At 72.5% G+C, this 21829-nt stretch carries 19 protein-coding genes; 7 read left to right on the top strand and 12 right to left on the bottom strand.

Annotation, left to right across the window (positions count from 1 at the left end; genetic code table 11):
- Positions 1–111: 111 nt before the first annotated feature.
- From VFZ92_RS13810 to VFZ92_RS13785, 6 genes are all read right to left on the bottom strand, one after another.
- Positions 112–795 carry a type 1 glutamine amidotransferase domain-containing protein gene (locus VFZ92_RS13810; protein WP_330876294.1) on the bottom strand — a complete coding sequence of 228 codons (684 nt, stop codon included), beginning with the start codon at positions 793–795 and terminating at the stop codon, positions 112–114.
- Positions 796–868: 73 nt separating this feature from the next.
- Positions 869–1462, bottom strand: a complete 594-nt coding sequence (locus tag VFZ92_RS13805; protein WP_330876293.1) for a TetR/AcrR family transcriptional regulator — start codon at positions 1460–1462, stop codon at positions 869–871.
- A gap of 33 nt (positions 1463–1495) precedes the next feature.
- Entirely contained in the window at positions 1496–3607 is a 2112-nt protein-coding gene (locus tag VFZ92_RS13800; protein WP_330876292.1) for a HelD family protein, read from the bottom strand.
- Between the two features lie 242 nt (positions 3608–3849).
- Positions 3850–4095, bottom strand: a complete 246-nt coding sequence (locus VFZ92_RS13795; protein ID WP_330876291.1) for an acyl carrier protein — start codon at positions 4093–4095, stop codon at positions 3850–3852.
- Entirely contained in the window at positions 4088–5764 is a 1677-nt protein-coding gene (locus VFZ92_RS13790; RefSeq protein ID WP_330876290.1) for a fatty acyl-AMP ligase, read from the bottom strand. Before VFZ92_RS13790 ends, VFZ92_RS13795 begins: the two co-directional genes overlap by 8 nt.
- Positions 5761–6819 (bottom strand): SDR family oxidoreductase, encoded by a 1059-nt coding sequence (locus VFZ92_RS13785; RefSeq protein ID WP_330876289.1) that lies wholly within the window; start codon positions 6817–6819, stop codon positions 5761–5763. The genes VFZ92_RS13790 and VFZ92_RS13785 overlap by 4 nt, the downstream gene beginning before the upstream one ends.
- A gap of 84 nt (positions 6820–6903) precedes the next feature.
- On the opposite strand from VFZ92_RS13785, the gene VFZ92_RS13780 reads away from it, so the two are divergent.
- On the top strand, positions 6904–7461 hold the full coding sequence (locus VFZ92_RS13780) for an EF-hand domain-containing protein (protein ID WP_330876288.1): 558 nt from the start codon (positions 6904–6906) through the stop codon (positions 7459–7461).
- Between the two features lie 156 nt (positions 7462–7617).
- Here VFZ92_RS13780 and VFZ92_RS13775 read toward each other — a convergent pair whose 3' ends face one another.
- Positions 7618–8271, bottom strand: a complete 654-nt coding sequence (locus tag VFZ92_RS13775; RefSeq protein ID WP_330876287.1) for a response regulator transcription factor — start codon at positions 8269–8271, stop codon at positions 7618–7620.
- Positions 8268–9515, bottom strand: coding sequence for a sensor histidine kinase (locus VFZ92_RS13770; RefSeq protein WP_330876286.1), 1248 nt, complete (start codon positions 9513–9515; stop codon positions 8268–8270). The genes VFZ92_RS13775 and VFZ92_RS13770 overlap by 4 nt, the downstream gene beginning before the upstream one ends.
- A 336-nt stretch (positions 9516–9851) precedes the next feature.
- On the opposite strand from VFZ92_RS13770, the gene VFZ92_RS13765 reads away from it, so the two are divergent.
- From VFZ92_RS13765 to VFZ92_RS13745, 5 genes are all read left to right on the top strand, one after another.
- Positions 9852–12032, top strand: a complete 2181-nt coding sequence (locus tag VFZ92_RS13765) for an MMPL family transporter (RefSeq protein ID WP_330876285.1) — start codon at positions 9852–9854, stop codon at positions 12030–12032.
- An 83-nt stretch (positions 12033–12115) separates the two neighbouring features.
- The gene (locus VFZ92_RS13760) at positions 12116–15040 is read left to right on the top strand and encodes a DUF4082 domain-containing protein (protein ID WP_330876537.1); all 2925 of its coding nucleotides are present in this window, start codon (positions 12116–12118) and stop codon (positions 15038–15040) included.
- Between the two features lie 255 nt (positions 15041–15295).
- The gene (locus VFZ92_RS13755; protein ID WP_330876284.1) at positions 15296–15991 is read left to right on the top strand and encodes a GntR family transcriptional regulator; all 696 of its coding nucleotides are present in this window, start codon (positions 15296–15298) and stop codon (positions 15989–15991) included.
- A gap of 23 nt (positions 15992–16014) precedes the next feature.
- A complete protein-coding gene (locus tag VFZ92_RS13750; protein WP_330876283.1) occupies positions 16015–17190 on the top strand; it encodes an MFS transporter in 1176 nt (391 codons plus the stop codon).
- 220 nt (positions 17191–17410) lie between these two features.
- Positions 17411–17533 carry a hypothetical protein gene (locus VFZ92_RS13745; RefSeq protein ID WP_330876282.1) on the top strand — a complete coding sequence of 41 codons (123 nt, stop codon included), beginning with the start codon at positions 17411–17413 and terminating at the stop codon, positions 17531–17533.
- Between the two features lie 62 nt (positions 17534–17595).
- On the opposite strand, the gene VFZ92_RS13740 is transcribed toward VFZ92_RS13745, so the two are convergent.
- The 4 genes from VFZ92_RS13740 to VFZ92_RS13725 all read right to left on the bottom strand — a co-directional run bounded on the left by VFZ92_RS13740 (position 17596) and on the right by VFZ92_RS13725 (position 21153).
- Positions 17596–18234 (bottom strand): response regulator transcription factor, encoded by a 639-nt coding sequence (locus VFZ92_RS13740; RefSeq protein WP_330876281.1) that lies wholly within the window; start codon positions 18232–18234, stop codon positions 17596–17598.
- Positions 18231–19148, bottom strand: coding sequence for a sensor histidine kinase (locus VFZ92_RS13735; protein WP_330876280.1), 918 nt, complete (start codon positions 19146–19148; stop codon positions 18231–18233). Before VFZ92_RS13735 ends, VFZ92_RS13740 begins: the two co-directional genes overlap by 4 nt.
- A complete protein-coding gene (locus VFZ92_RS13730; protein ID WP_330876279.1) occupies positions 19145–20482 on the bottom strand; it encodes a serine hydrolase domain-containing protein in 1338 nt (445 codons plus the stop codon). The genes VFZ92_RS13735 and VFZ92_RS13730 overlap by 4 nt, the downstream gene beginning before the upstream one ends.
- Positions 20483–20577: 95 nt before the next feature.
- Positions 20578–21153, bottom strand: a complete 576-nt coding sequence (locus tag VFZ92_RS13725; RefSeq protein ID WP_330876278.1) for a dihydrofolate reductase family protein — start codon at positions 21151–21153, stop codon at positions 20578–20580.
- A gap of 244 nt (positions 21154–21397) precedes the next feature.
- Between VFZ92_RS13725 and VFZ92_RS13720 the strand changes: the two genes are divergently transcribed.
- Positions 21398–21760 (top strand): hypothetical protein, encoded by a 363-nt coding sequence (locus tag VFZ92_RS13720; protein WP_330876277.1) that lies wholly within the window; start codon positions 21398–21400, stop codon positions 21758–21760.
- The last annotated feature ends 69 nt before the right edge of the window (positions 21761–21829 follow it).

Below are 21829 nucleotides of genomic sequence, written 5' to 3'. Positions count from 1 at the left end.
GCGTTCATCCGAGGACCGCGAACACCGCCGAGGACGGCCCGGACACCCGCTCCGGCGAGGACGGACCCGCGCGGGTCCGGCCCGTGACGGGACGGACCCGCGCGGGGTCCCTCAGCGCTCGTCGAGCAGTGCGATGAGGGCGTCGGCGGCGGGGGCGGAGGAGGCCGGGTTCTGGCCGGTGATCAGCAGTCCGTCGCGGACGACGTGGGGCTGCCAGTCGTCGGTCTTGGAGTAGTTCCCGCCCAGCCCCACCAGTTCGTCCTCCACGAGGAAGGGGACGACGTCGGTGAGCTGCACCCCGGCCTCCTCGGTGTTGGCGAAGCCGGTGACGTCCCTGCCCCGCACCAAGGGGGTGCCGTCCTCGTTGGTGGTGTGGCGCAGCACGCCGGGCGCGTGGCACACGAGCGCGACCGGTTTGCCCGAACGCAGGGTGTTCTCGATCAGCCGAGCGGAGTCCGCGTCCTCGGCGAGGTCCCACAGGGGCCCGTGCCCACCGGGGTAGAACACCGCGTCGAAGTCGTCGGCCGTGACGGAGTCCAGCCGTGCGGTGGTCGCCAGGGCCGCGGTGGCCTCGGGGTCGGCTTCGAAGCGGCGCGTGTCGTCGGTCTGGGAGTTCGGTTCGTTGCTCACCGGGTCGAGCGGCGGCCGCCCGCCCTCGGGGGAGGCGAGCACGACCTGCCAGCCCGCGTCGGTGAAGCGGTAGTAGGGGGCCGCCAGCTCTTCGAGCCAGAAGCCCGTCTTGCGCCCGGTGTCGCCGAGCTCGTCGTGGGACGTGAGGACTACGAGAACCTTCACTGGTACTCCTTCAGCAGACCGGTCGTCTTGATGTGGGCACACGCCTGGGACCGGTGGTGGACGACGCGGCGCTCTACTGGCCCAGCAGCAGGCGGGTGGCCGCCATGGTGGTGTCCAGCGGTGCGCCGCTGCGGTGGATCTTGGCCATCACGCTGGCGCCGAGCCAGGTGTTGTACAGGACTTCCGCCGTCGCGCGGGCCTGCCCGGTGATCGTGAGGGAGCCGTCCCGCAGCCCCTGGTCGATCGTCCGCTCCAGGCGGTCGACGATCGCCGTCGTGCCCTCCTTGAGCGCGAGGCGCATGGCCTCCGACAGGTCCGACACCTCGGCCCCCAGCTTCACGGCCAGGCACCGGCCGTGGCACTCGTCCACGCTCTGCGTGTCGTACCACTGCTGCCAGTAGGTCATCAGCCGCTCGGCGGCCGACCGGCCACCCTGCTCCAGGACGCGCTCCATGTCGGCGAGGTACTCCTGGAAGTAGCTCTTCATCATGGCTTCGCCGAAGGCGTCCTTCGAGCTGAAGTAGTGGTAGAAGGAGCCTTTCGGCACCTTCGCCTCGGCGAGCACCTCGTTGATGCCGACCGCGGCGTACCCCTTGTGCGCCATGATCCGCTGAGCGGCGTCGAGAATGCCCCGGCGGGTGTCGGTGCTCCCTGGTGCGGTCGGCATGGGCGGACGGTAGCACTCAATTAGACCGGTCGTCTAGTCGATGGGTGGTGCCGTGCCGAGGGCCTGTCCGGTCGCGTCCGGGTGGAGCTCCCGCAGCGCGGACAGCTCGGCTGGTGGTCGGCCGGGGTGCACGACGCCCAACCGGTGGGTCGCCCTCGTCATGGCGACGTAGAGGTCGTTGTGGCCCCGTGGTGCGGAGTCGAGGATCTCGGCGGGGTCCGCGATCAGGACCGAGTCGAACTCCAGGCCCTTGGCCTGGTCGGGGGTGAGCAGCACCACCTCGCCGGTCAGGTCCGGCGGGGTGGTGAGGGACAGCGCGGCGGCCAGGGACTCGATGTGGACCCCTGGGGAGATGATCGCGAGTCGGCCGTCGGTGTGCGCCGCGGCGAGGTCGGCGATGGTCGCGACCAGGTCCGCGGTGCCGGTGCGCCACGGTGGTTCTCCGGTCGAGCGGACGGACCGGGGTGGCGGCGTTCCGGGGTGGTGGGCCGCGAGCAGGTCGGCGGTGGCGGCCATGACCTCCGCCGGTGTGCGGTAGTTGACGCTGAGCCGGGCGAGCTGCCACCGGTCCCGCACGTGTGGCCGCAGCACGCGGTCCCACGACGAGGTGCCGGCCGGGTTCCCGGTCTGCGCGAGGTCCCCGACGATGGTCATCGACCTGCTGGGGCACCGGCGCATCAGCATCCGCCAGGCCATCTCGGACAGTTCCTGCGCCTCGTCGACGACCACGTGCCCGAACGTCGCGCGGGCGGTGCCCTGGCCGATCAGGGCGGCGACCTCGTCCAGCAGAGGCACGTCCGCCGCGCTCCAGCCGTCAGCCCGCTCGTCGAGCAGGTCCGACACGACGCGCTCCGGGGTCAGCGGCGGCCACAGCGCGTCGAGCGCGGCCCGGACGCCGGTGTCGGCGAGCAGCGAGTCCCGCAGACCGGCCCGGTCGTCCTCGTCCAACAGGGTCCTCGGCCCGTCGTCGCGATCGTCCCGGTCGATCACGACACCCGCCGCGGCCAGCGCACGCAGATCGGCCTCGCCGAGCCCGCCGTCGGGGTCGCCGCCGTCGATCGCCTCGCCGGTGTCGGTGAGCACGACGGCCTCCATCGACTCGGTCAGGCGTTGGGCGAGGACGTCCACGACCGCCTGCTGGAAGACCAACCTGGCCTGGTTGTGCGGAAGCCCGGACCGCTGGGCCTTCCGCGCGGCGCGGTCGCAGCAGCGCGGGTCGAGCCGCAGCACCTGCTGCTCGAACTCGACGTCGACCACGTGGTCCGGTGTCCGGATCCGCGACCGCACGGCCGCCGCCAGCCGTTCGGCCATGACCGCCTCGCCCTTGTGCTCGACGATCCCCGGCGGGTCCACCCGGCTGACCTCGACGTCCGGTCTCAGGTCGGCGATGGTCGCGGTCACCACGCTGTGCTCGCCGAGACCCGGCAGGACCTGGCCGATGTAGTCGAGGAAGACCCGGCTGGGACCCACCACCAGGACACCGCGGGTGCGCAGGTGCGGACGGGTGTGGAGCAGGTACGCGACCCGGTGCAGCGCGACGGCCGTCTTCCCCGTGCCGGGACCGCCCTGCACCACCAGCACCCCGCTGGTCCCGTGCCGGATGATCCGGTCCTGTTCGGACTGGAGGGTCGTCACGACGTCGCGCATCCGCCCGGTCCGCTCGGCGGTCACCGCCGCCAGCAGCGCCGCCTCACCGACCAGGTCGTCGTCGCGGGCACCGTCCGGGGTCAGCAACTCGTCGTCCAGCGCGACGACGGTCCGGCCCCGCGTCGTGATGCGCCGCCGTCGCCTCACCCCGTCCGGGGAGACCGCCGTCGCGGTGTAGAACGCCCTGGCGGCCGGAGCGCGCCAGTCCACCAGCAGCGGTTCGCCGTCCTGGTCCCGGAACAGGCTGAGCCTGCCGACGTGGACGCGCCGTCCGTCGTGCAGGTCCAGCCGCCCGAAGCACAACCCCTGCTCCGCCGCGTCGAGCCGTGCCACCTCCGCCCGCCAGACCGCGGCGGCGTCCCGGTCCCCCTCGGCCCGTCGGGCCGCCAGCCGCTCGGCGGCCTCCTCGCGCACGGCGTCCAGGCGGACGTACAGGGCCGTCAGGTACTCCTGCTCGACGTCGATCTCACGGTCGATGCCACCACCGGACACGGCCACGCGGTCCCCCCGAGGTCGGTGATCAGTGCCGTCGAGCGTGCACGGCGACGGCGGGGAAGAACAGTCTTGTTCTTCCCCGCCACCTCAGCCGCCCGGTTCAGGCGGCGCTCCACCACGGGGCACTGGTCTGCCTGCGCGGGGTGGAGGGCGTCGACCACTCCTCCCGCGATCGGTGCGGGTGCCCGGTGGGGACGCCCCGCGTCCGCCGCCGACCCGGCGCACGGTTCCCCGAGACCCGGCGCTCACGTCCGGTCGATCCGCCCTCCCAGGTGCGCCACGACGGCGTCGATGGTCGGGAAGTCCCACACCAGCGTGGGTTCCACGAGGATCCCCCAGCGTTCCTCGACGTCGACGCACAGCCCCATGGCGTGCACGGAGTCCAGGCCGAGCGACCGCAGCTTCACCCCGGTGCCGACCCGCGACGGCGGCAGCCCCAGGTAGCCCGCCACGGCGTCGACCAGCCACGCCCTCAACGACTCGTCAGACATGGACCCCCTCCGAGGCGACGACGGCGGTGACCGCGGGGGACAGGGCGCTGTGCAGGGACGGCAGTCCGCCCGTGAGGAACAGCTCGCGCATGTGCCCTCGACGCACCTTGCCGCTCGTGGTGTGGCGGATCGCGTTCGACCGCACGACGACGATGCTCGCGGACACGCCGAACTGCTCGGTCACGGCGTCGAGCACGGCGTCGGCGAACTCGGAGGGGACGCCCCGCGCGGCGCGGCGCATCTCCTGCACCAGGACGACGTGCTCCACCGACTCGGCGTCCCGCACGCCGAAGGCCGCGCCCCTGCCCGCGTCCGGGTGCGCCTCCCGCGCCGAGAGCTCGATGTCCTGCGGGTACAGGTTCCGGCCGCGGACGATGAGGAGTTCCTTGAGCCGCCCGGTGACGTACAGCTGCCCGTCGAGCAGGAACCCCAGGTCGCCGGTGCGCAGCCACCGGCCGTCCGGGCCGGTGACGAACGCGGCGCGCGTCGCGGCGGGGTCGCCGTGGTAGCCCGCGGCGAGGCTGGGCCCGGACACCGTGATCTCGCCGACCGTGCCGTCACCCACCTCGACGCCGGTGGCCGGGTCCACGACGCGGACGTCCATGGCGTCGGGCTCGCCGCACCCGACCAGCGGCACACCGTCGGCGTCCGGGGTGGGCACGACCTCGCCCGCCGCCAGCGAGGCCGGGGTGACCGAGAGGACGGTCGGCCCGAGGCCGCGTGACGTGCAGGTCACCACCAGGGTGGACTCGGCGAGCCCGTAGCCGGGGTTCAGCGCCGTGCGCCGGAACCCGACCGGCGCGAACCTGTCCGCGAACGCGTCCAGCGTGGCGATCCGGATCGGTTCGGCTCCGCTGACCGCCATCGTCAGGCAGGACAGGTCGAGTCCGCCGAGCTCCTCGTCGCCGACCCTGCGGGTCGCCCACGCGTAGCCGAAGTCGGGGGCCACGGTCCAGTCCACGCGGTGGTCGCTGATCGCGCGCAGCCAGCGGATCGGACGGGCCACCACCGCCTCCGGCGAGAGCAGGACCAGGTCGGCCTCCGCGTGCAGGGCCTGCAACTGGAGACCGACCAGTCCCATGTCGTGGTGGTGCGGCAGCCAGCCGCCGAGCCGCCGCACGGGGACCGCGCCGCTGACCTTCCCGAACAGCTCCAGGTTGTGCGTCAGACCGCCGTGGGTGACCTCGACGCCGCGCGGCCTGCTGGTGGATCCGGAGGTGTACTGGAGGTAGGCGACGGTGTCGGCGTCCACCTCCGGCGGTTCCAGGGGACCGGGGTCGGCCGTCTCGTCGAAGGTCCGCGCCGCCAGACCGCCCAGCGCGGCCACGTGCGCCTCGTCGGTGAGCACCATCCGCGCGCCCGAGTCCTCGGCCAGGAGCCCCACCCGGTCCACGCGCGAGGCCCCGGACAGCGGGAGGGGCGCGGGCACCGCCACGGCCCGCGCGTAGAGGCAGCCGAGGAACGCGACGAGGAAGTCCAGCCCGGCGGGGTAGAGCAGCAGCACCGGTTCGCCCGCCATCCCGGACCCGGTCAGCCAGTGCGCCACGGCCCTTGCCCTCCGGTCGAGTTCGGCGTGGGTCAGTTCGACCGGCGGGCGTCCGTCGGGGAGGTAGGTGACCTTCCGGTCGGAGCGCGGGCGGGCGCGGAAGCGGGTGACGAAGTCCGTCATTCGGGGAGTCCTTCGCGGATGTACCAGGAGATGAGGAGGTCGAGGATCCGAGGCGTGACGGGTGGCGGCTCGGCGTCCGGGTGGGACTCGAACTCGTACTCGTACCTCAGGTAGGGGGAGGTGAACTTGCACCGCATGTTGACGATCGCCTCGAACCTGCCGAAGGGCTCCGCCTCGACGTCGGCGGCGGTGACCGCGACCAGTTCGACGGGCAGGTGCGCGGAGATCGCGGCGAACAGGTCGGTGACCGGTACCGCGGTCGAGGGCACGAGGTGACGCACCGGCCGGTCGAGCGGACCGTCGGCCAGCGCCAGCATCCGGTCCACGGTGCCGTCGACGGGGGTCAGGTGCAGCGCCGCCCCTGGGTGGCAGACGAAGCGGACGCGTTCGCCGGGGCTCCGCCTCGCGAACAGCGCGATGACCCTGATGAAGTCGTAGATCCCGAGGTCGGACAGCGCCCTGCCGGTTCCGGAGTGTCCGACCATGACACCTAGTCGAGTGACCAGCACGTCACCGTTCCGCGCCAGTCCGGACTGCGAGAGTTCGACCTCGGCCACTCTCTTGGAATGCTCGTAGTCATTTCTGAACTCGGACGGGTGACTATAGTCAGGCCATTGCTCAATCGCTTTACCCTGAGTAGTGCCGTGTTGGTATGCGGTGCCGACGTGGACGTACCTGGAGCCGGGTCGGGCGTGCTCGGTGAACGCGGCCACGGTGTTGGCCGAGCCGACCACGTTGACGGCGTGCAGTTCCGCCTCGCGGCGCGGGAAGAACGTGATGAGGGCGGCGCCGTGCCAATACGCGCACGGTTTCCGGAATACATCAGGCGCTGATGCTCCCAGGTCGGATCGAGCGAGCGAGAAGGCTGTGAACTGGACTTTCCTCACCAGGTCGGGATCCAGGTGCAGTGTGGTCAGGGCGTCCGCGACCTTTCTCCGGACGACTTCCCCACTGGCGCGCGCCAAAGCGACCACCTCATCGCCGCGCGCCACGAGCGCGGCGATGAGGTGGGAGGCCACAAAACCGTTGGCCCCGTCCACGACGTGGTAATCCATGAGAACGACCTTCCCCTGGCGGCATCACGGAAAGTAGTGTTTCATGCTGTCACGGCAATGCCCGAGATGAAAGGGTCGCGTCCCATGCTCAACGAGTTGCAAAGACGAAAATTCGCACACCTCTTCGCACTGCTGGACGTGGACGACGACGGCACCATCGACAAGATGGATTACACGGCCTCCGCCGACCGGTTCGTCACCGCGTTCGGGTACGCGCCGGGCTCGTCCGAGAGCGGGCTCGTCCGGGAGCGCTACAACAGGCTGTGGGAGGCGGTCACGCTCCCGATGGACGCCGACGGGGACGAGCGCGTCGACGTCGGGGAGTACTCCTCGGGCATGGACCGGTTCGTGACCACGTCCGACGAGGGCTACCGGACCCACATCGCACCGATCGCCGACGCCTTCTACGACCTGATGGACGTCGACGGCGACGGCCGGATCACCCGGACCGAGTACGTGCGCATGACGGCCAGCGCGTTCCGCCTGTCCGAGGACGCGAGCAGCACCGCGTTCGACAAGCTCGACCTGGACGGCAACGGCTGGCTCAGCCGCGACGAGCTGCACGCGGCCAACGAGCAGTTCTTCCGCAGCCCGGAGGAGAGCTCCACGGGCAACTGGATCTTCGGGCCGATCGCGGTCTGACCCGGCTGTCGGGTGTCGGCCGCGAGCGGCCCGCACCCGACAGGACCGGGTCCACGGCCCGGCCCGCGGGCTCCACGCCGGTGGGTGGGCGTCGTCGACGGTCGGGTGGCCGCGGTGGTGGCCGAGCCGCACCGCGGCCGGGGGACGAGGGGCGGATCACCGGGCGAGGCCCTGCCGGAACGCGAAGACGGCGGCCTGGGTCCGGTCGCGGAGTTCGAGCTTGCCCAGCACCCGCGCGACGTGCGCCTTGACGGTGTACTCGGAGACGACGAGGTCGCGGGCGATCTCGGCGTTGGACTTGCCGGTGGCCATCTCGACGAGGACCTCCCGTTCGCGGTCGGTCAACCGGGCCACCCTCGGGTCGGTGGTGGGGGCGTCGCCGGTCGGCAGGTGCTCGGCGAAGGTCTCCAGCAGCCGCCGGGTCACCCGCGGCGCGACCACCGCGTCACCGCGGGCGATGGTGCGGATCGCGTCGACCAGCAGCCGGGGGTCGGAGGTCTTGAGCAGGAACCCGCTGGCGCCCGCCCGGAGCGCGGCGAACGCGTACTCGTCCAGGTCGAACGTGGTCAGGGCCAGGACCCGGCTGGGCAGTCCGGACGCCACGATCCGCCGCGTCGCCCGCACGCCGTCGGTCCCCGGCATCCGCATGTCCATGACCACGACGTCGGGCCGCAACCGCGCGACGAGGGCCACGGCCTCCTCGCCGTCGCCCGCCTGGCCGACCACCTCGATGTCGTCGCTGCCGTCCAGGACCATGCCCAGGCCCAGCCGGACGAGCGGTTCGTCGTCGACGAGCACCACCGTGGTCATGTCGGGCTCCCCGCGTGAGGTGTGGCCAGCGGAAGGTGTGCGGTGACCCGCCACCCGGAGGTGGTACCCGGCCCCGCGGTGATCGTGCCGCCGTGGGCGAGCACCCGTTCTCGCATCCCGATGAGGCCGTGCCCGCCGCCTGCCGGGGCCGCGCCGGGGGACGCCCCGTCGTCGACGACGTCGAGGACGAGCTGATCGGTCGACCACCGCAGCGTCACCACGGCCGACCGCGCGTCGCGGGCGTGGCGCAGGCTGTTGCTCAGCGCCTCCTGGACCAGGCGGTACGCCGTCAGGGAGGTGCCGCCGCCGACGGAGCGGGAGTTCCCGTGCCGAACCAGCGCGACGTCCAGGCCTGCGGCCCTGACCTGCTCCACCAGGGTGGGCAGCTGGTCGATCCCCGGTGCGGGCGGCCGGGTGGGCTCGTCGCGTTCACCGGGGTCCCGCAGCACCCCGAGCAGGGCGTGCATCTCCTCCATCGCCTCCCGCCCGGTGCTCGCGATGGCCTCGACCGCGGTGAGCGCGCCGGGCGGTTCGGCGTTGCGGCGCAACGCGACGGCGGCCCCGTCGGCCAGGTTGGTCATCACGGCGATGTTGTGGGAGACGATGTCGTGCACCTCTCGGGCGATGTGCCGCCGCTCCTCGGCCACGGCGGCCTGGGCGAGCGTGTACCTGGTGCGTTCGGCGGTCTCCGCGCGTTCCCGCAACCCCGCCAGCACGGCACGCCGGGCCCGGCGGTTGCGCCCCAGCAGCACGGCGGCCCCGGTGAGCGCCACCAGGGCGTACACCGGCCTGGTGGCCCCAGGGGCGGGCGCCATGGGCGTCAGCACGGTGGCGGCGTCGAACAGCAGGCACGCCACGACCGCCGGGACGACCACCCGGTCCGGTTCCCGGTCCACGACGGTCACCAGGCAGACGGTGAGCGCCAGGACCGGGACGACGAGTTCGTGACCGCTGAGCCCGAGGGCGGCGAAGGCGGCGACCGCGCACGCGGCGGTGCCGAGGAAGGCGGGCACCGGACGGCGGTGCCGCCCGAGGGCGGGGAGCAGGGGGGCGACCACCACCAGCACGACCAGCCAGGGCGGAGCGGTGATCCCGGAATCGCGCAGCACCAGCAGACCCAGCAGGACCACCGCGAGCAGCGGCCAGAGGTCGCGGACGGCCGCTCTCAGCGGGGTCGTCGTGCCGACCTGCTCGTGCGGGGGCCATCGGGACGACCGGTCGGGTGGTTCCACTGTGGACGACACCTCCCCAGGATGCTCTCCGCGCGCCCTCGTCGCATCGGCCGCCGGATCGACACCCGGACGTCGCCACTAGTCCTCCAGGACTACGCGATGTCGAAGGGGGACGACGGCGCACCAGGACGTCCACGTCGCGGAGCGACCGCGGCGGTGCCCGCGACGCCGGGGACGTAGCTCGCGAGGACTAGCGGACGGGGCCCGGAAAGCCACCTGGCGAGCGATGCCGTCCGCGGTGGGGGGAGACAGGCTGGACACCATGTCCCGCCTCCACGTTCCGGCGCTCGCCGACCGCACCCCCGCCCCCCGTCCGTCCCTTCGCGACCGCGCGGAGGGCTGATCACCGTGGCACGCCTGCTCTTCCGCGTCGGCGCCGCGGCCTACCGGCGCCCGGCCCTGTTCATCCTCACCTGGCTGGTGGTGCTCATCGGCGCGGGTGTCGGCGCGGGTCAGCTGTCCGGCCCCACGGTGAACACCTTCTCGCTGCCCGGCCAGGAGTCGGTCGAGGCGATGGACCTCATCGAGCGCGAGTTCGGCGGAGGCGGCGGTGGCACCGCGACCGCGCGGATCGTCGTCAAGGCCCAGGAGGGGCAGACGCTGACCACCGGGGCCAACACCGCCGCCGTCAGCGACCTCGTCACCAGGCTGGGCGGCCTCGACGGGGTCGCCTCGGCGACCAACCCGCTCCAGCCGACGCCCACCGCCCTGTCGCCGGACCTGACCACCGCCTACAGCACCGTCACCTACGAGGTCAGCTCCTTCGACCTCACGAAGGCCCAGCACGACGCCCTCTCGGACGCCGTCGCCGGAGCGCGGAGCGGCGGGCTCACCGTCGAGGCGTCCGGGGACGCCGTCCAGGTCGGCGGGGGCGGGGCGCACTCCGCCGAACTCATCGGCGTGCTCGCGGCCCTCGTCGTGCTGGTCGTCACCTACGGCGCGCTGACGATCGCCGGGATGAACCTGCTGACCGCGCTGGTAGGCGTCGGGGTCGGCGTCTGCGGCATCCAGATCGCCACCGGCTTCGTCGACCTGACCTCCTCCACGCCGCTGCTGGCCACGATGCTGGGCCTGGCGGTCGGCATCGACTACGCCCTGTTCATCGTCAGCCGGTTCCGCCACGAGCTGCGCCGCGGCCACGACGTCGGCACCGCCGTCGCCACCTCGGTGGGCACCGCGGGCGCCGCCGTGGTGACCGCCGGTCTCACCGTCGTCATCGCACTGGTCGGCCTGTTCGTCACCGGCATCCCCTTCCTCACGCAGATGGGTGTCGCCGGGGCCTTCACCGTCGTCATCGCGGTGCTCATCGCCACCACGCTCGTCCCCGCGGTGCTGGCGCTGCTCGGCCGCCGGGCGCTCCCCCGCGGGGAGCGCGCCGCGCCGACCGGCGAACCGGCTCCCGCGCACCGGGACCGGGGCTTCTTCCGCGGCTGGGTCGACGGGGTCACCCGCAGGCGGGTGGTCGCGCTGGTGCTGACCACCGCGGCGCTCGGCGCGCTGAGCATCCCGCTGTTCTCGCTGCGGACCACCCTCGCCGCCACGCCCACCGGGAGCACCACCCAGGGCAGGGCCGAGCTGATGCTCGCCGACGCCTTCGGGGCGGGTTTCACCGGCCCCCTCACCGTGTTCTTCGACGGCGCGGGCGCCCCGCGGGCCGCCGCCGACGCCAAGGCCTCCCTCGCCGCCCTGCCCGACGTCGCGGTGGTGACCGACCCGGTGCCCAACGCCGACGGCACCGCCGCGCTGCTCACCGTCATCCCGGGGTCCGGTCCGGCCAGCGCGGCCACGGAGCGGTTGGTCGACGACATCCGCGACCGGTTGCGCGGCGAGGACCCCCGCGCCTACGTCACCGGGCAGACCGCCGTCGGCGTCGACGTGGCCGCCACCGTCAACGCCGCCCTGCCCGGCTACCTGGCGCTCGTCGTCGGCCTGGCGTTCGTGCTGCTGGTCCTGGTGTTCCGGTCCCTGCTCGTGCCCCTGGTGGGCGTGCTGGGCTTCCTGCTGACCATCGGCTCCGCGCTCGGCTCCTCCGTGGCGATCTTCCAGTGGGGCTGGTTCAGCGACCTGTTCGGCATCGACGACCCCGGCCCGCTGATCAGCCTCACCCCGATCCTCGTCGTCGGCATCCTGTTCGGCCTGGCCATGGACTACCAGGTCTTCCTGGTGTCCCGGATGCACGAGGCCCACGGCGACGGCGAACCGAACACCGCGGCGATCCGCACGGGCTTCCGGCAGGCGGCCCCGGTCGTGGTCGCGGCGGCGGCCATCATGTTCGCGGTCTTCGCCGGGTTCTTCCCCGGAGCGGACGCGACCATGATGTCGATCGCGTTCGCGCTGGCCGCGGGCATCCTCGTCGACGCGTTCGTGGTCCGGATGGTGCTCGTCCCGGCGGCCATGGCCCTGCTCGGCGAACGGGCCTGGTGGCTACCGCGCCGGCTGCGGTGGCTGCCCCGGCTCGACGTGGAGGGCGCCACCCTCCAGCCGCGGGAGCCCGCGCGCGAGGAGCGGTCGACCGCCGACGTCCGCTGAACCGGTGGAGCGGGTGGACCCGACATCCATTTGTGCCGACCCGCAGGGACGGGATCGTCGGCAATCCTTTCAAAGCCTCCGACATGCTGGTCGGCCCAATCACCGCGGGCGAGATCATCTTTTTGCGGAAATCGTCAATTAAATGGCACCCATTCGAATCCTTGATTGGTGACAGTTGCGCAACCATGCAGGCAGCGGGCGTGTTTGCGGAGGTAGAGTCGTGCATGACAGCTGATCAAATGATTGGCTCAGCGGCCGCTGTCCAGGTGGAAAACCTGGTCGCCACCGAAGGGCCTTACAGCATATGGAGACCATCTGACACGCCCTCGATCATTTCCGAGGCGGACGCCGAACCGCTGGAGTTGGGAGTTCGTTTCAGAGTCGGCGGATCCGGTCGCATCACCGGGGTGAGGTTCTACAAAGGCGTCGGAAACGACGGCACCCACACCGGCTCGGTGTGGACGGCGAACGGGGTGCGGCTGGCGAGCGCGGTCTTCACGGACGAGACCGCGACGGGGTGGCAGACGGCGACGTTCGCCACCCCGGTCCCGGTCCAGGCGGGCACGACCTGCATCGCCTCGTACTTCGCGCCGCAGGGCCACTACAGCGTCGACTACGGCTACTTCGCCACCGGCAGGCTCAGCGGGCTGCTGCACGCGCCCGCGTCGACACCGGCGGAGCCGAACGGCGTGTTCCGGTACGGGCCGACGAGCGGGTTCCCCGACTCGACGCACGCGAGCGCCAACTACTGGGTCGACGTGCTCTTCCAGCCCGCGCCGCTGGACCAGGGGTTCGGCGGACCCGTCCTGCTGATCAAGTCGGACGCGCGGCCGTACAGCCGGTACTACAGCGAGATCCTGCGCGCCGAGGGCATCGGCTCGTTCACGACGGTCGACCTGTCCGCGGTCGACGCCACCGTCCTCGGCCAGCACGACGTGGCCGTGCTCGGCGACGTCCCGCTGACCCAGGCGCAGGTCACGATGTTCACCGACTGGGTCGACGCCGGTGGCAACCTCGTCGCGGCCCGGCCGGACAAGAAGCTCAGCGGACTGCTCGGGCTCACCGACCTGGGGACCACGCTGGACAACGGCTACCTGCTGATCGACAGCGCGCGGGTGCCGGGGCTGCCGACCGCGACCCTCCAGTACCACGGCACCGCGGACCGCTACGCGGCGACGAACGCGACGACCGTGGCCACGCTCTGCAGCACCGCCACGACCGCTACCACCAGCCCGGCCGTCACGGTGCGCCAGACGGCGGGCGGCGGTCACGCGGTGGCGTTCACCTACGACCTGGCGCGCTCGGTCGTCCAGACCCGGCAGGGGAATCCGGCCTGGGCGGGCGACGAGCGCGATGCGGACCCGCCGCTGCGGCCGGTGGACCTGTTCTTCGGCGCGAGGGCCGGTGACGTCCAGCCGGACTGGATCGACTTCAGCAGGGTGGCCATCCCCCAGGCGGACGAGCAGCAGCGCCTGCTGGTGAACGTCCTCGCGTCGATCAACCACGCCAAGAAGCCGATCCCGAGGACGTGGTACCTGCCCAAGGGGCTCAAGGCCGCCATCGTCATGGCGCTCGACGACCACGGCACCGCCACCGGGACGCGGGACTACTTCGAGCTGCTCAAGACCAACACGCCCGCGGGTGCGGCGCTGGACGGGTGGGAGTGCCTGCGGGCCACGTCCTGGATGTTCGTCGACGGCACGACCATGACCGACGCGCAGGCGGCGGCCTACGCGGCGCAGGGGTTCGACCTCGGCGTCCACGTCAACACCGGCTGCGCGAACTGGACGCCCGCCTCGCTGGAGGCGACGTTCACCTCCGAGTTGGCGGCGTGGGCCTCCGCCTTCCCGAGCCTGCCGCCGCAGCAGGGCAACCGGACGCACTGCATCGCGTGGAGCGACTGGGCGACCCAGCCGAAGGTCGAGCTGGGCAAGGGCATCCGGATGGACCTGAACTACTACTACGCACCGCACTGGTGGGTCCAGAACCGGCCCGGCATGTTCACCGGCTCCGGCCTGCCGATGCGGTTCGCCGACCTCGACGGCACGATGATCGACGTCTACCAGGTCGTCTCGCAGCTCGTCGACGAGAACGGCCTGACCTACCCGGCGGGCATCGACACCATGCTCGACCGCGCCCTCGGCGTCGAGGGCTACTACGGCGTCTTCGGCACGCACTACTACTTCGCGGACGACTTCGGCGCGAAGGTGATCGCCTCGGCGAAGGCCCGCGGCGTGCCGATGATCACCGCGAAGCAGATCCTCGACTGGACCGACGGCCGCAACAACTCGTTCTTCTCGGAGATCGCCTGGAGCGGCAACAACCTGACCTTCACGGCCACCGTGGACGGTCGGACCAACGGGATGCTGCGCGGGATGCTGCCGGTGCAGTCGGTCAAGGGCGCGCTCACGGCCATCACCAGGAACGGCACGGCGGTCGCCCACGCGCAGGAGACCGTCAAGGGCGTCACGTACGCGATGTTCCCGGTCGTGGCGGGGAACTTCAGCGCGGTCTACACGCCGCACACGTTCCCGGCCTCGTTCTGGTCGGGTTCCACCCCGCCGGGGAACATCACCACGACCGACACCAGCACCGGTGAGCTGGGCGTCAAGTTCACCCCCGCGGTCAACGGGAGGATCACCGCGGTCAAGTTCTACAAAGGACCGCAGAACCTCGGCACGCACACGGTGAGCGTGTGGTCGTCCGCGGGCACCCGGCTCGGCACGGCCACCGCCACCAACGAGACGCCGAGCGGCTGGCAGACGGTGCAGCTGCCCACGCCGGTCACGGTCGTCGCGGGCAGCACGTACGTCGCGTCGTACCTCTGTCCCGGCGGGCGGTACTCGTACGACTACGACTACTTCACGTCCGCCCGCACCAGTGGTCCGCTCACGGCGCCGTCCTCCGTCGGCAGCGGCGGGAACGGGGTGTACAACGTCGGCGGCAGCTTCCCGGACAAGACCTACCGCGACCTGAACTACTGGGTGGACGTGGTGTTCACGACGTAGTGCCGAACCCCTGAACGGCGGTGGGGCCCGCCCCGCGCGGTCCCTGTGCGGGGCCCGCCCCACCGCTTCGAGCCGGTGCCGACCCCGGCCGCGGGACTCGTCGGCCACCAGCTCCGTGTGACGCTGCCGGTTATAACCTATGCCTCCTGCCGGTCGGGCTTCCCTCCGGTCAGGGATTTTCCCGCTGGTAGTCCCTCTGGCCAGGCTCACTGGGGCAGCATGTAGGTTATAACCTAGCCCTGAGGGAGGTCCTGGATGGCGGAACCCGCTGAGCCCTTCATGACGAAGAGCGACTTCGCGTACACGACCCTGCGCGAGAAGATCCTGTCCGGCGAGTTCGGGCCGGGGGAGGTGCTCAACCAGGCGACGCTGGCGCGCACCATCGGGATCAGCACGACGCCGCTGCGGGAGGGGTTGCGGCGGCTGAAGTCCGAGGGCCTGGTCGAGCTGGACGCGCACCGCGACGCGCGGGTCACCGAGTTGACCGCCGAAGAGGCGCGCGACCTGCTGGAGCTGCGCCGGTCGCTGGACCCGCTGGCCGTCGCGCTGGCCGCGCAGCGCCGCACGAAGTCCGACATCCAGGAGATCCGCGCCGCGGTCCAGGGCCTCGAACCGCTGCCGGGCAACCCCGGCGTCGAGGACCTGATCGCGCACCGGCGGTTCCACGCCGCGCTCTACCGGGCGTCGCACAACGACCTGCTCATCGCGACCCTCGACGGACTGTGGGACAAGGCGGACCGCTACCGCAGGCTCGGCCTGGAGGTCGTGCGCGGTGAGCAGGAGCGCGCGCGGACGACCGCCGAGCACCACCGGCTCGTGGAGCACGTCGTGGCGGGCGACTCCGACGCGGCGGCGGCCGTGATGCACCAGCACATCTCCACCAGCCTCGGGGCGAAGGCCGCGTCGCGCCTGGGCGTGGGCCCGGTCGCGACACCTCGCGCGCTGCCCTGAACGGCGTCGGCGGCGGGCGCGGGATGCTGGTCCTGCTGCTCGCGCACACCGTCCTCGTCCAGCTCGTGACGTTCGTGCTGCGCCCCACCTCCACCTACCGCGCCCTGGAGCTGGACGTGCCCCCGGCGTGGCTGGGGGTGCTGTCGGCGGCGTTCGCGGTGGCCCCGCTGCTGCTGGCCATCCCGTCCGGGCAGGCCGTGGACCGGTTCGGGGAACGCCGGGTGCTGCTGGCGGGCGCGCTGCTGGTGTGCGCCTCGGCCGGGGCGTTCGTGCTCGTCGGCGGCGGTGTGGTGGGGTTGCTGGTGGGCAGCGTGCTGCTGGGCACGGGGCACCTGTGCTCGGTGGTCGCGCAGCAGGCGCTGGTCGCGAACGTGACCGCGCCGCACCGCTACGACGCGGCGTTCGGCTACTACACGTTCGCCGCGTCGCTGGGGCAGGCCGTGGGACCGGGGCTGATCCTGCTGTTCGGCGGCTCGCGGACCATCCCGGACACCGGCACGATCTTCGGCGTGACGGTCGCGATCACGGTGGTGCTGCTGGGTGTCACGCTGGCGCTCCGCCCACCGGCCGTGCGCCGACCTCCCGCCGCGGACGGTGAACCCGCCGGGCTGCGCGACCTGCTGCGCCGCCCCGGTCTGCTCCGCGCGCTCACGGTGAGCTGCGTGGTGATCGCGGCCGTCGACATCACCCTGGTGTACCTGCCCGCGCTGGGCGCCGAACGCGGGATCGCCTCCGGTGTCGTCGGCGGGCTGCTCACCCTGCGGGCCGTGGCGTCGATGGGGTCGCGGCTGTTCCTGGGGCGGCTGGCCGCGTGGCTGGGCCGCCGCCCGCTGCTCGTCGGCAGCATCGCGCTGTCCGCCGTCGGCCTCGTCGCGGCGGCGGTGCCGATGCCGGTGTGGCTGCTGGCGGTGGTCGTCCTCGCGATCGGCCTCGGGCTCGGCGTCGGCCAGCCGCTCACCATGTCCTGGCTCGCCGAATCCACTCCGCCGGGCCTGCGGGGCCGGGCGATGTCGTTGCGCCTGACCGGGAACCGGGTCGGCCAGGTGTTCGTGCCCAGCGTCGCGGGCCTGCTGGCGGCGGGTACCGGCGCCTCCGGTGTCCTCGTCCTGACCGCAGCGGGGCTGACGGCCGCGGGTGTCGCGGCGGCGCGCCTGAAGCAGAACGACCCACCACCGATCGACGACGGAGACGATCCGTGACGGACACCTCCACGACCGCCGACCTCCACCGACTCCTGCTCCGCGCGGCTGCGCGCGGGTCAAGGCGGCCGTGGCGGCGTTCGCCGAGAGTCCTGGGCCGCGCCCGCTGGGCGTCGGCGCCCTGAGGGTGGCGCACTCGCCGGCCTGTGGCTTCCTGGTCGAACCGGATCGAGACCGAGCCGAGGCCGCGTGACGGGCCGCTGGCCGGAGGAGTTCCCCGGTGCCCGCGAAGGGATCCGTCGCCGCCGTCCTGGTTCCAGGACTCGTCGCCGACGTGCGGGTCGCGGTCGCGATGGTGGTGGTGGTGACCGGTGCGCTGGTGACCGCGGAGGAGGTCGTGTGAGCACGGTGCGCCGGCCGGCCGGGTGGGCGCCCGCGCCGCTGCTCGCGACCGGCTGACGACGGTCACTCCGTCATGCCGGCCTCGTACGCGGTGATGGCCGCCTGCACGCGGTTCTGCACGTCCAGCCCGCGCAGGATCGCGGACAGGTGCGCCTTCACCGTGCCCTCCGCCAGGTGCAGGCGTCCCGCGATCTCCTGGTTCGACAGGCCCTGCCCGACCAGCGCCAGCACGTCCCGCTCGCGCGGGGTCAGCGCCGCCACCCTGCGCTTCGCCGCCGCGGGCCTGGTCAGGCCCGTCCGCAACCCGGCCAGGACGCGGCGGGCGACCCGCGGTGACAGGTACGCCGCGCCGTCGGCGACCGCCCGCACCGCGATCAGCAGCTCACGGGGGTCCGCGGCCTTCAGCAGGAAGCCGCTCGCGCCGTCCTCAAGGGCCTGGGCCACGTACTCGTCCTCGTCGAACGTCGTCAGCATCACGACCGGGACGACGTCCCGCAGTTCGCGGGCCGCGGCGAGGCCGTCGAGGCGCGGCATGCGGATGTCCATCAGCACCACGTCCGGCTGGTGGGCGTGCGTCAGCTCCACCGCCGCGCGCCCGTCGGCCGCCTCCGCCACCACGGTGATCTCCGGATCCGTCGCCAGCACCGCCGACAGCCCCGCCCTGATCATGGCCTCGTCGTCGGCCAGCAGCACCCTGATCACGTCAGCGGCACCCGTGCCAGCAGCGTGAACGACCCGTTCTCGGTCGTCACGACCAGCTCGCCGCCCAGCAGCCGCAGCCGCTCCGCCAACCCCTCCAGGCCACTGCCCCTGCCGACCGGACCCCTCAACGGATTCCCGACCTCCAGCGTCACCAGCCGCTCCGCGACCGTCATCGTCATCGTCACCGGTTCGCCCGGCGCGTGCCGGGCGGCGTTCGTCAGCGCCTCCCGCGCGACCCGGCGCACGGCCTGGTCCACCACGTCCGGCAGGTCCTGCAGACCGTCGACCGCCACGGTCATGCCCGCGTCCCGCGCGTTCGCCACCAGGGCCGCGACCGGCGGCACCTCGTCGCGTTCGCGCAGCATCGCGATCGACTGCCGCAGCCGGTCGGTCGCCGCCACCGCCGATGCCCGCACCGCGCCGGCCGTGCCCGCGTCCTCGCCGGACAGGCCGGGTGACAGTTCGAGCGCGCCTGCCCGCAGCGCGATCAGCGCCAGGTCGTGGCCGAGCGAGTCGTGCAGCTCCGCCGCCAGCCTGCCCCGCTCCTGGAGCCGCGCCCGCTCGGCGACGTGCTCCCGCTCCCGCTCCAGCTGCCGCACCCGTTCCCGCTCGGCCGCGATCAGCAGCGCCTGCTGCCGCCGGTACCGGCCCGCGAGCCGCGGCAGCACGACCGTGAGCACCAGGATGAGCAGCACCGACGTCACCTCGGTGCGGTCCAGCACGGCCACGACCGAGCAGCCGACGACGCCGACCCCGGTGAGGACCTGCCAGCCGAAGCGGGCGTCGACGTGCCTGCCGTGCAGGTACGCCAGCAGCGCCAGCACCGCGAACGCGCACACCCGCCACACCGGCAGGCCGCCCTCCATGTTCAGCCCGCTGATCAGGCCGAGGACGGCGAGGACCCCGAGGCTCATCGGACCGACACTAGCCGGACGACGCGAGCGGTCAGCACCGCGAGCCCGGACAGCCCCGCGGCGGCGAGCGTGATCGTGAGCGGCAGCGCGAAGTAGCCGAGCTGCGCCCACAGCACCGTCCGGCCGGAGCTGATGAACGACACGAACCACGGGTAGAGCGCGAACAGCACGGCGGGCGACGCCACGACCAGCAGCCGCGCGACCGTCAGCCACCGTCGCCGCCCGTGCTCGCGTTCCGCCCAGCGCCGCGCCCGCGCCACCCCGAGCACCCCGAGCGCCGCGGCGAGCAGCCCGACCGCCGCGAGCACCCACTCGACGAGCTGCCGGGAGCTGCCGGGCTCCGCGGGCGTCCCGCCACGGCTCAGCGCGATCAGCCCGTCGAGGATCGTGGCGGTGTCGTCGACGAGCGGGGCGCCGTTGGTCATCACGGCGTAGCCGTAGCCGGTCTCGGGGTCGATGGCCTGGATCGCGTTGTACGTCCACAGGTTGCCGCTGTGCACGAGCAGGCCGTTGTCGTCGGGCTGCCAGCCCATGCCGTACTCGTGCACGTCCGACGGCGAGTGCATGGCGTCGAGCGACGCCGCGGCGAACGGGCCGTGGCCGTTCTGGGCGACGAGCCAGCGGCCCATGTCGTGCGCGGTCGTGATCACCGAACCCGCGCCGCCGACGGCCGGGCCGTCGTCCAGCTCGGGCCGGTCGAGCCAGATCCCGTACAGCGAGTTGAAGCCGTTCGGCGCGTCGCCGCCCGCCTTGCTGTCCCGCATGCCGAGCGGCTCGAACACGTGCTGCCGCAGGTAGTCCTCGTAGGACTGGCCGGAGACCACCTCGACCAGGCGGGCGGCGACGTCGTAGTTGACGTTGCAGTAGGCGTACCGGGTGCCGGGTTCGGCGGCGTCGACGGGCGGCAGGAGGTCGACGTACTCGGCGAGCGTGCGGGCCCCGGTCAGCCGTCCGATGTCGACGGAGGCGTCGGAGATGCCGGAGGTCTGGTTGAGCAGGTGGCGCACGGTGATGCGCGGCGGGAGCTGGGGGAGCCGGTCGTGCACCTGGTCGTCCAGCCCGACACGGCCGTCCTCGACGAGCGTCAGGACGGCGGCGGCGGTGAACGACTTGCTCACCGACGCGACCCGCATCGCGGTGTTCGCGGTGACGGGGTCGCCGTGCCCGTCGCGCCCGGCGCCGGTGGCGTGCACGACCCGGTCGCCGTGCGTGACGACGACCGAGACGCCGGGCAGCCCGGTCGCGTCGAGGGCCAGGGCCAGGTAGCTGTCGATCGACGCGGGCGCGGGTGCGGGGGAGAGGGCCAGCACCAGTCCGGCCACGAGTGTCCTCATGGGCCGGAACGCTAGGGATCGGCGGGGTGGTGCCGGATCCGCCGATCGACCACGGTCACCCCCGACGATCGTCGGGGGTGACCGTGGTCGATCGGTCAGCGGTCGACCTCGTAGACGAGCTTCTGGACGCCGTTGCGGTACGTCTCGCTCTCGACGACCGTGAGCCGCTGCTTGTCCCGGTCGGTGGTGCTGAACAGGCGCTTGCCCGCGCCGAGCAGGACGGGGAAGACGAGCAGGTGGTAGCGGTCGACGAGACCGGCGTCGGCGAGGCCGCGGTTGAGCTTCGCGCTGCCGTGGACCAGGATCGGCCCGCCGTCGGTCTCCTTGAGCGCGGCGACGTCGTCGAGGGAGCGGAGGATCGTGATGTCGCCCCAGTTCGTGACGAGGTCGCTGTCCTCCAGCGTGGTGGAGACGACGTACTTCGGCATCGCGTTGTAGCGCGGGAACTCCTCGGTCATGGTCGGCCACACCGGCGAGAAGGCGTCGTAGCTGACGCGTCCCATCATCATGGCGGCGGCCTCGTCCTGCTCGCGCGCCTTCAGCTCGTAGGCGGCCTCCACGAACTCGATGTCCTTGAAGGTCCAGCCGGAGCTGCGGTGGCCGGGCTCGCCGCCGGGGGCCTCCACGACCCCGTCGAGCGAGACGAACGCGGTGCTGATCAGGGTGCGCATCGGGTGCTCCTGGGTAGTCCTGCTGTGCTGTCATCTCTGCGTCGAACGAACCCGGCCACGTTCGACAGATCGCTCGAAGATCCTTCGCGGCCGTGCACGCACTGGTCAGGCGTTCACGGTGCCGCGGCGATCTACCCTCCGGGAGCACGTCCACCGCTCGGGCGCCGTTCGACCGTGCGGGGGTCGGGTTCCGGTTGGGGCCGCACCGAACTCCCGGTCCTCACCGCGCCGGTAGCGTGAGCCCATGCCGCAGATCACCGTCGAGTACTCCGCCGAGCTGAGCGGGGCCCTGGACCGCCGAGCCCTCGCCCTCGCGCTGCACCGGACCGTCGCGCCGCTGGTCGACTCCGACGTGGCCGCGTTCAAGACCCGGTTCCGGCGGATCGAGGAGTCCGTGATCGGGGACGGGGCGCCCGCGGCGATGGTCCACGTGCGGATCGGCCTGCTGTCCGGGCGGCCGGTGGGGCTCAAGCAGGAGGTGGGGCGGGTGGGCATCGGCATCGTCCGCGACCACCTCGCGCCGGTGGACGGCCTCCCGACCCAGGTCACGCTGGAGGTGTACGACCTGGACCGGGAGCAGTACCAGAAGCTGGTGCTCGGGCCCTGAGCCGGACGTCATCCGCCTGCGTGCGCCCGGTCGCCCGCGATCCGGTCCGGCTGGGCCTCGACCAGGCTG

Origin of the sequence: Umezawaea sp. (genome assembly GCF_036375055.1) — a bacterium.
Taxonomy (GTDB): Bacteria; Actinomycetota; Actinomycetes; order Mycobacteriales; family Pseudonocardiaceae; genus Umezawaea.
The sequence above is the reverse complement of the archived record's forward strand: the minus strand, read 5'-3'. Positions and strand labels throughout refer to the sequence as shown.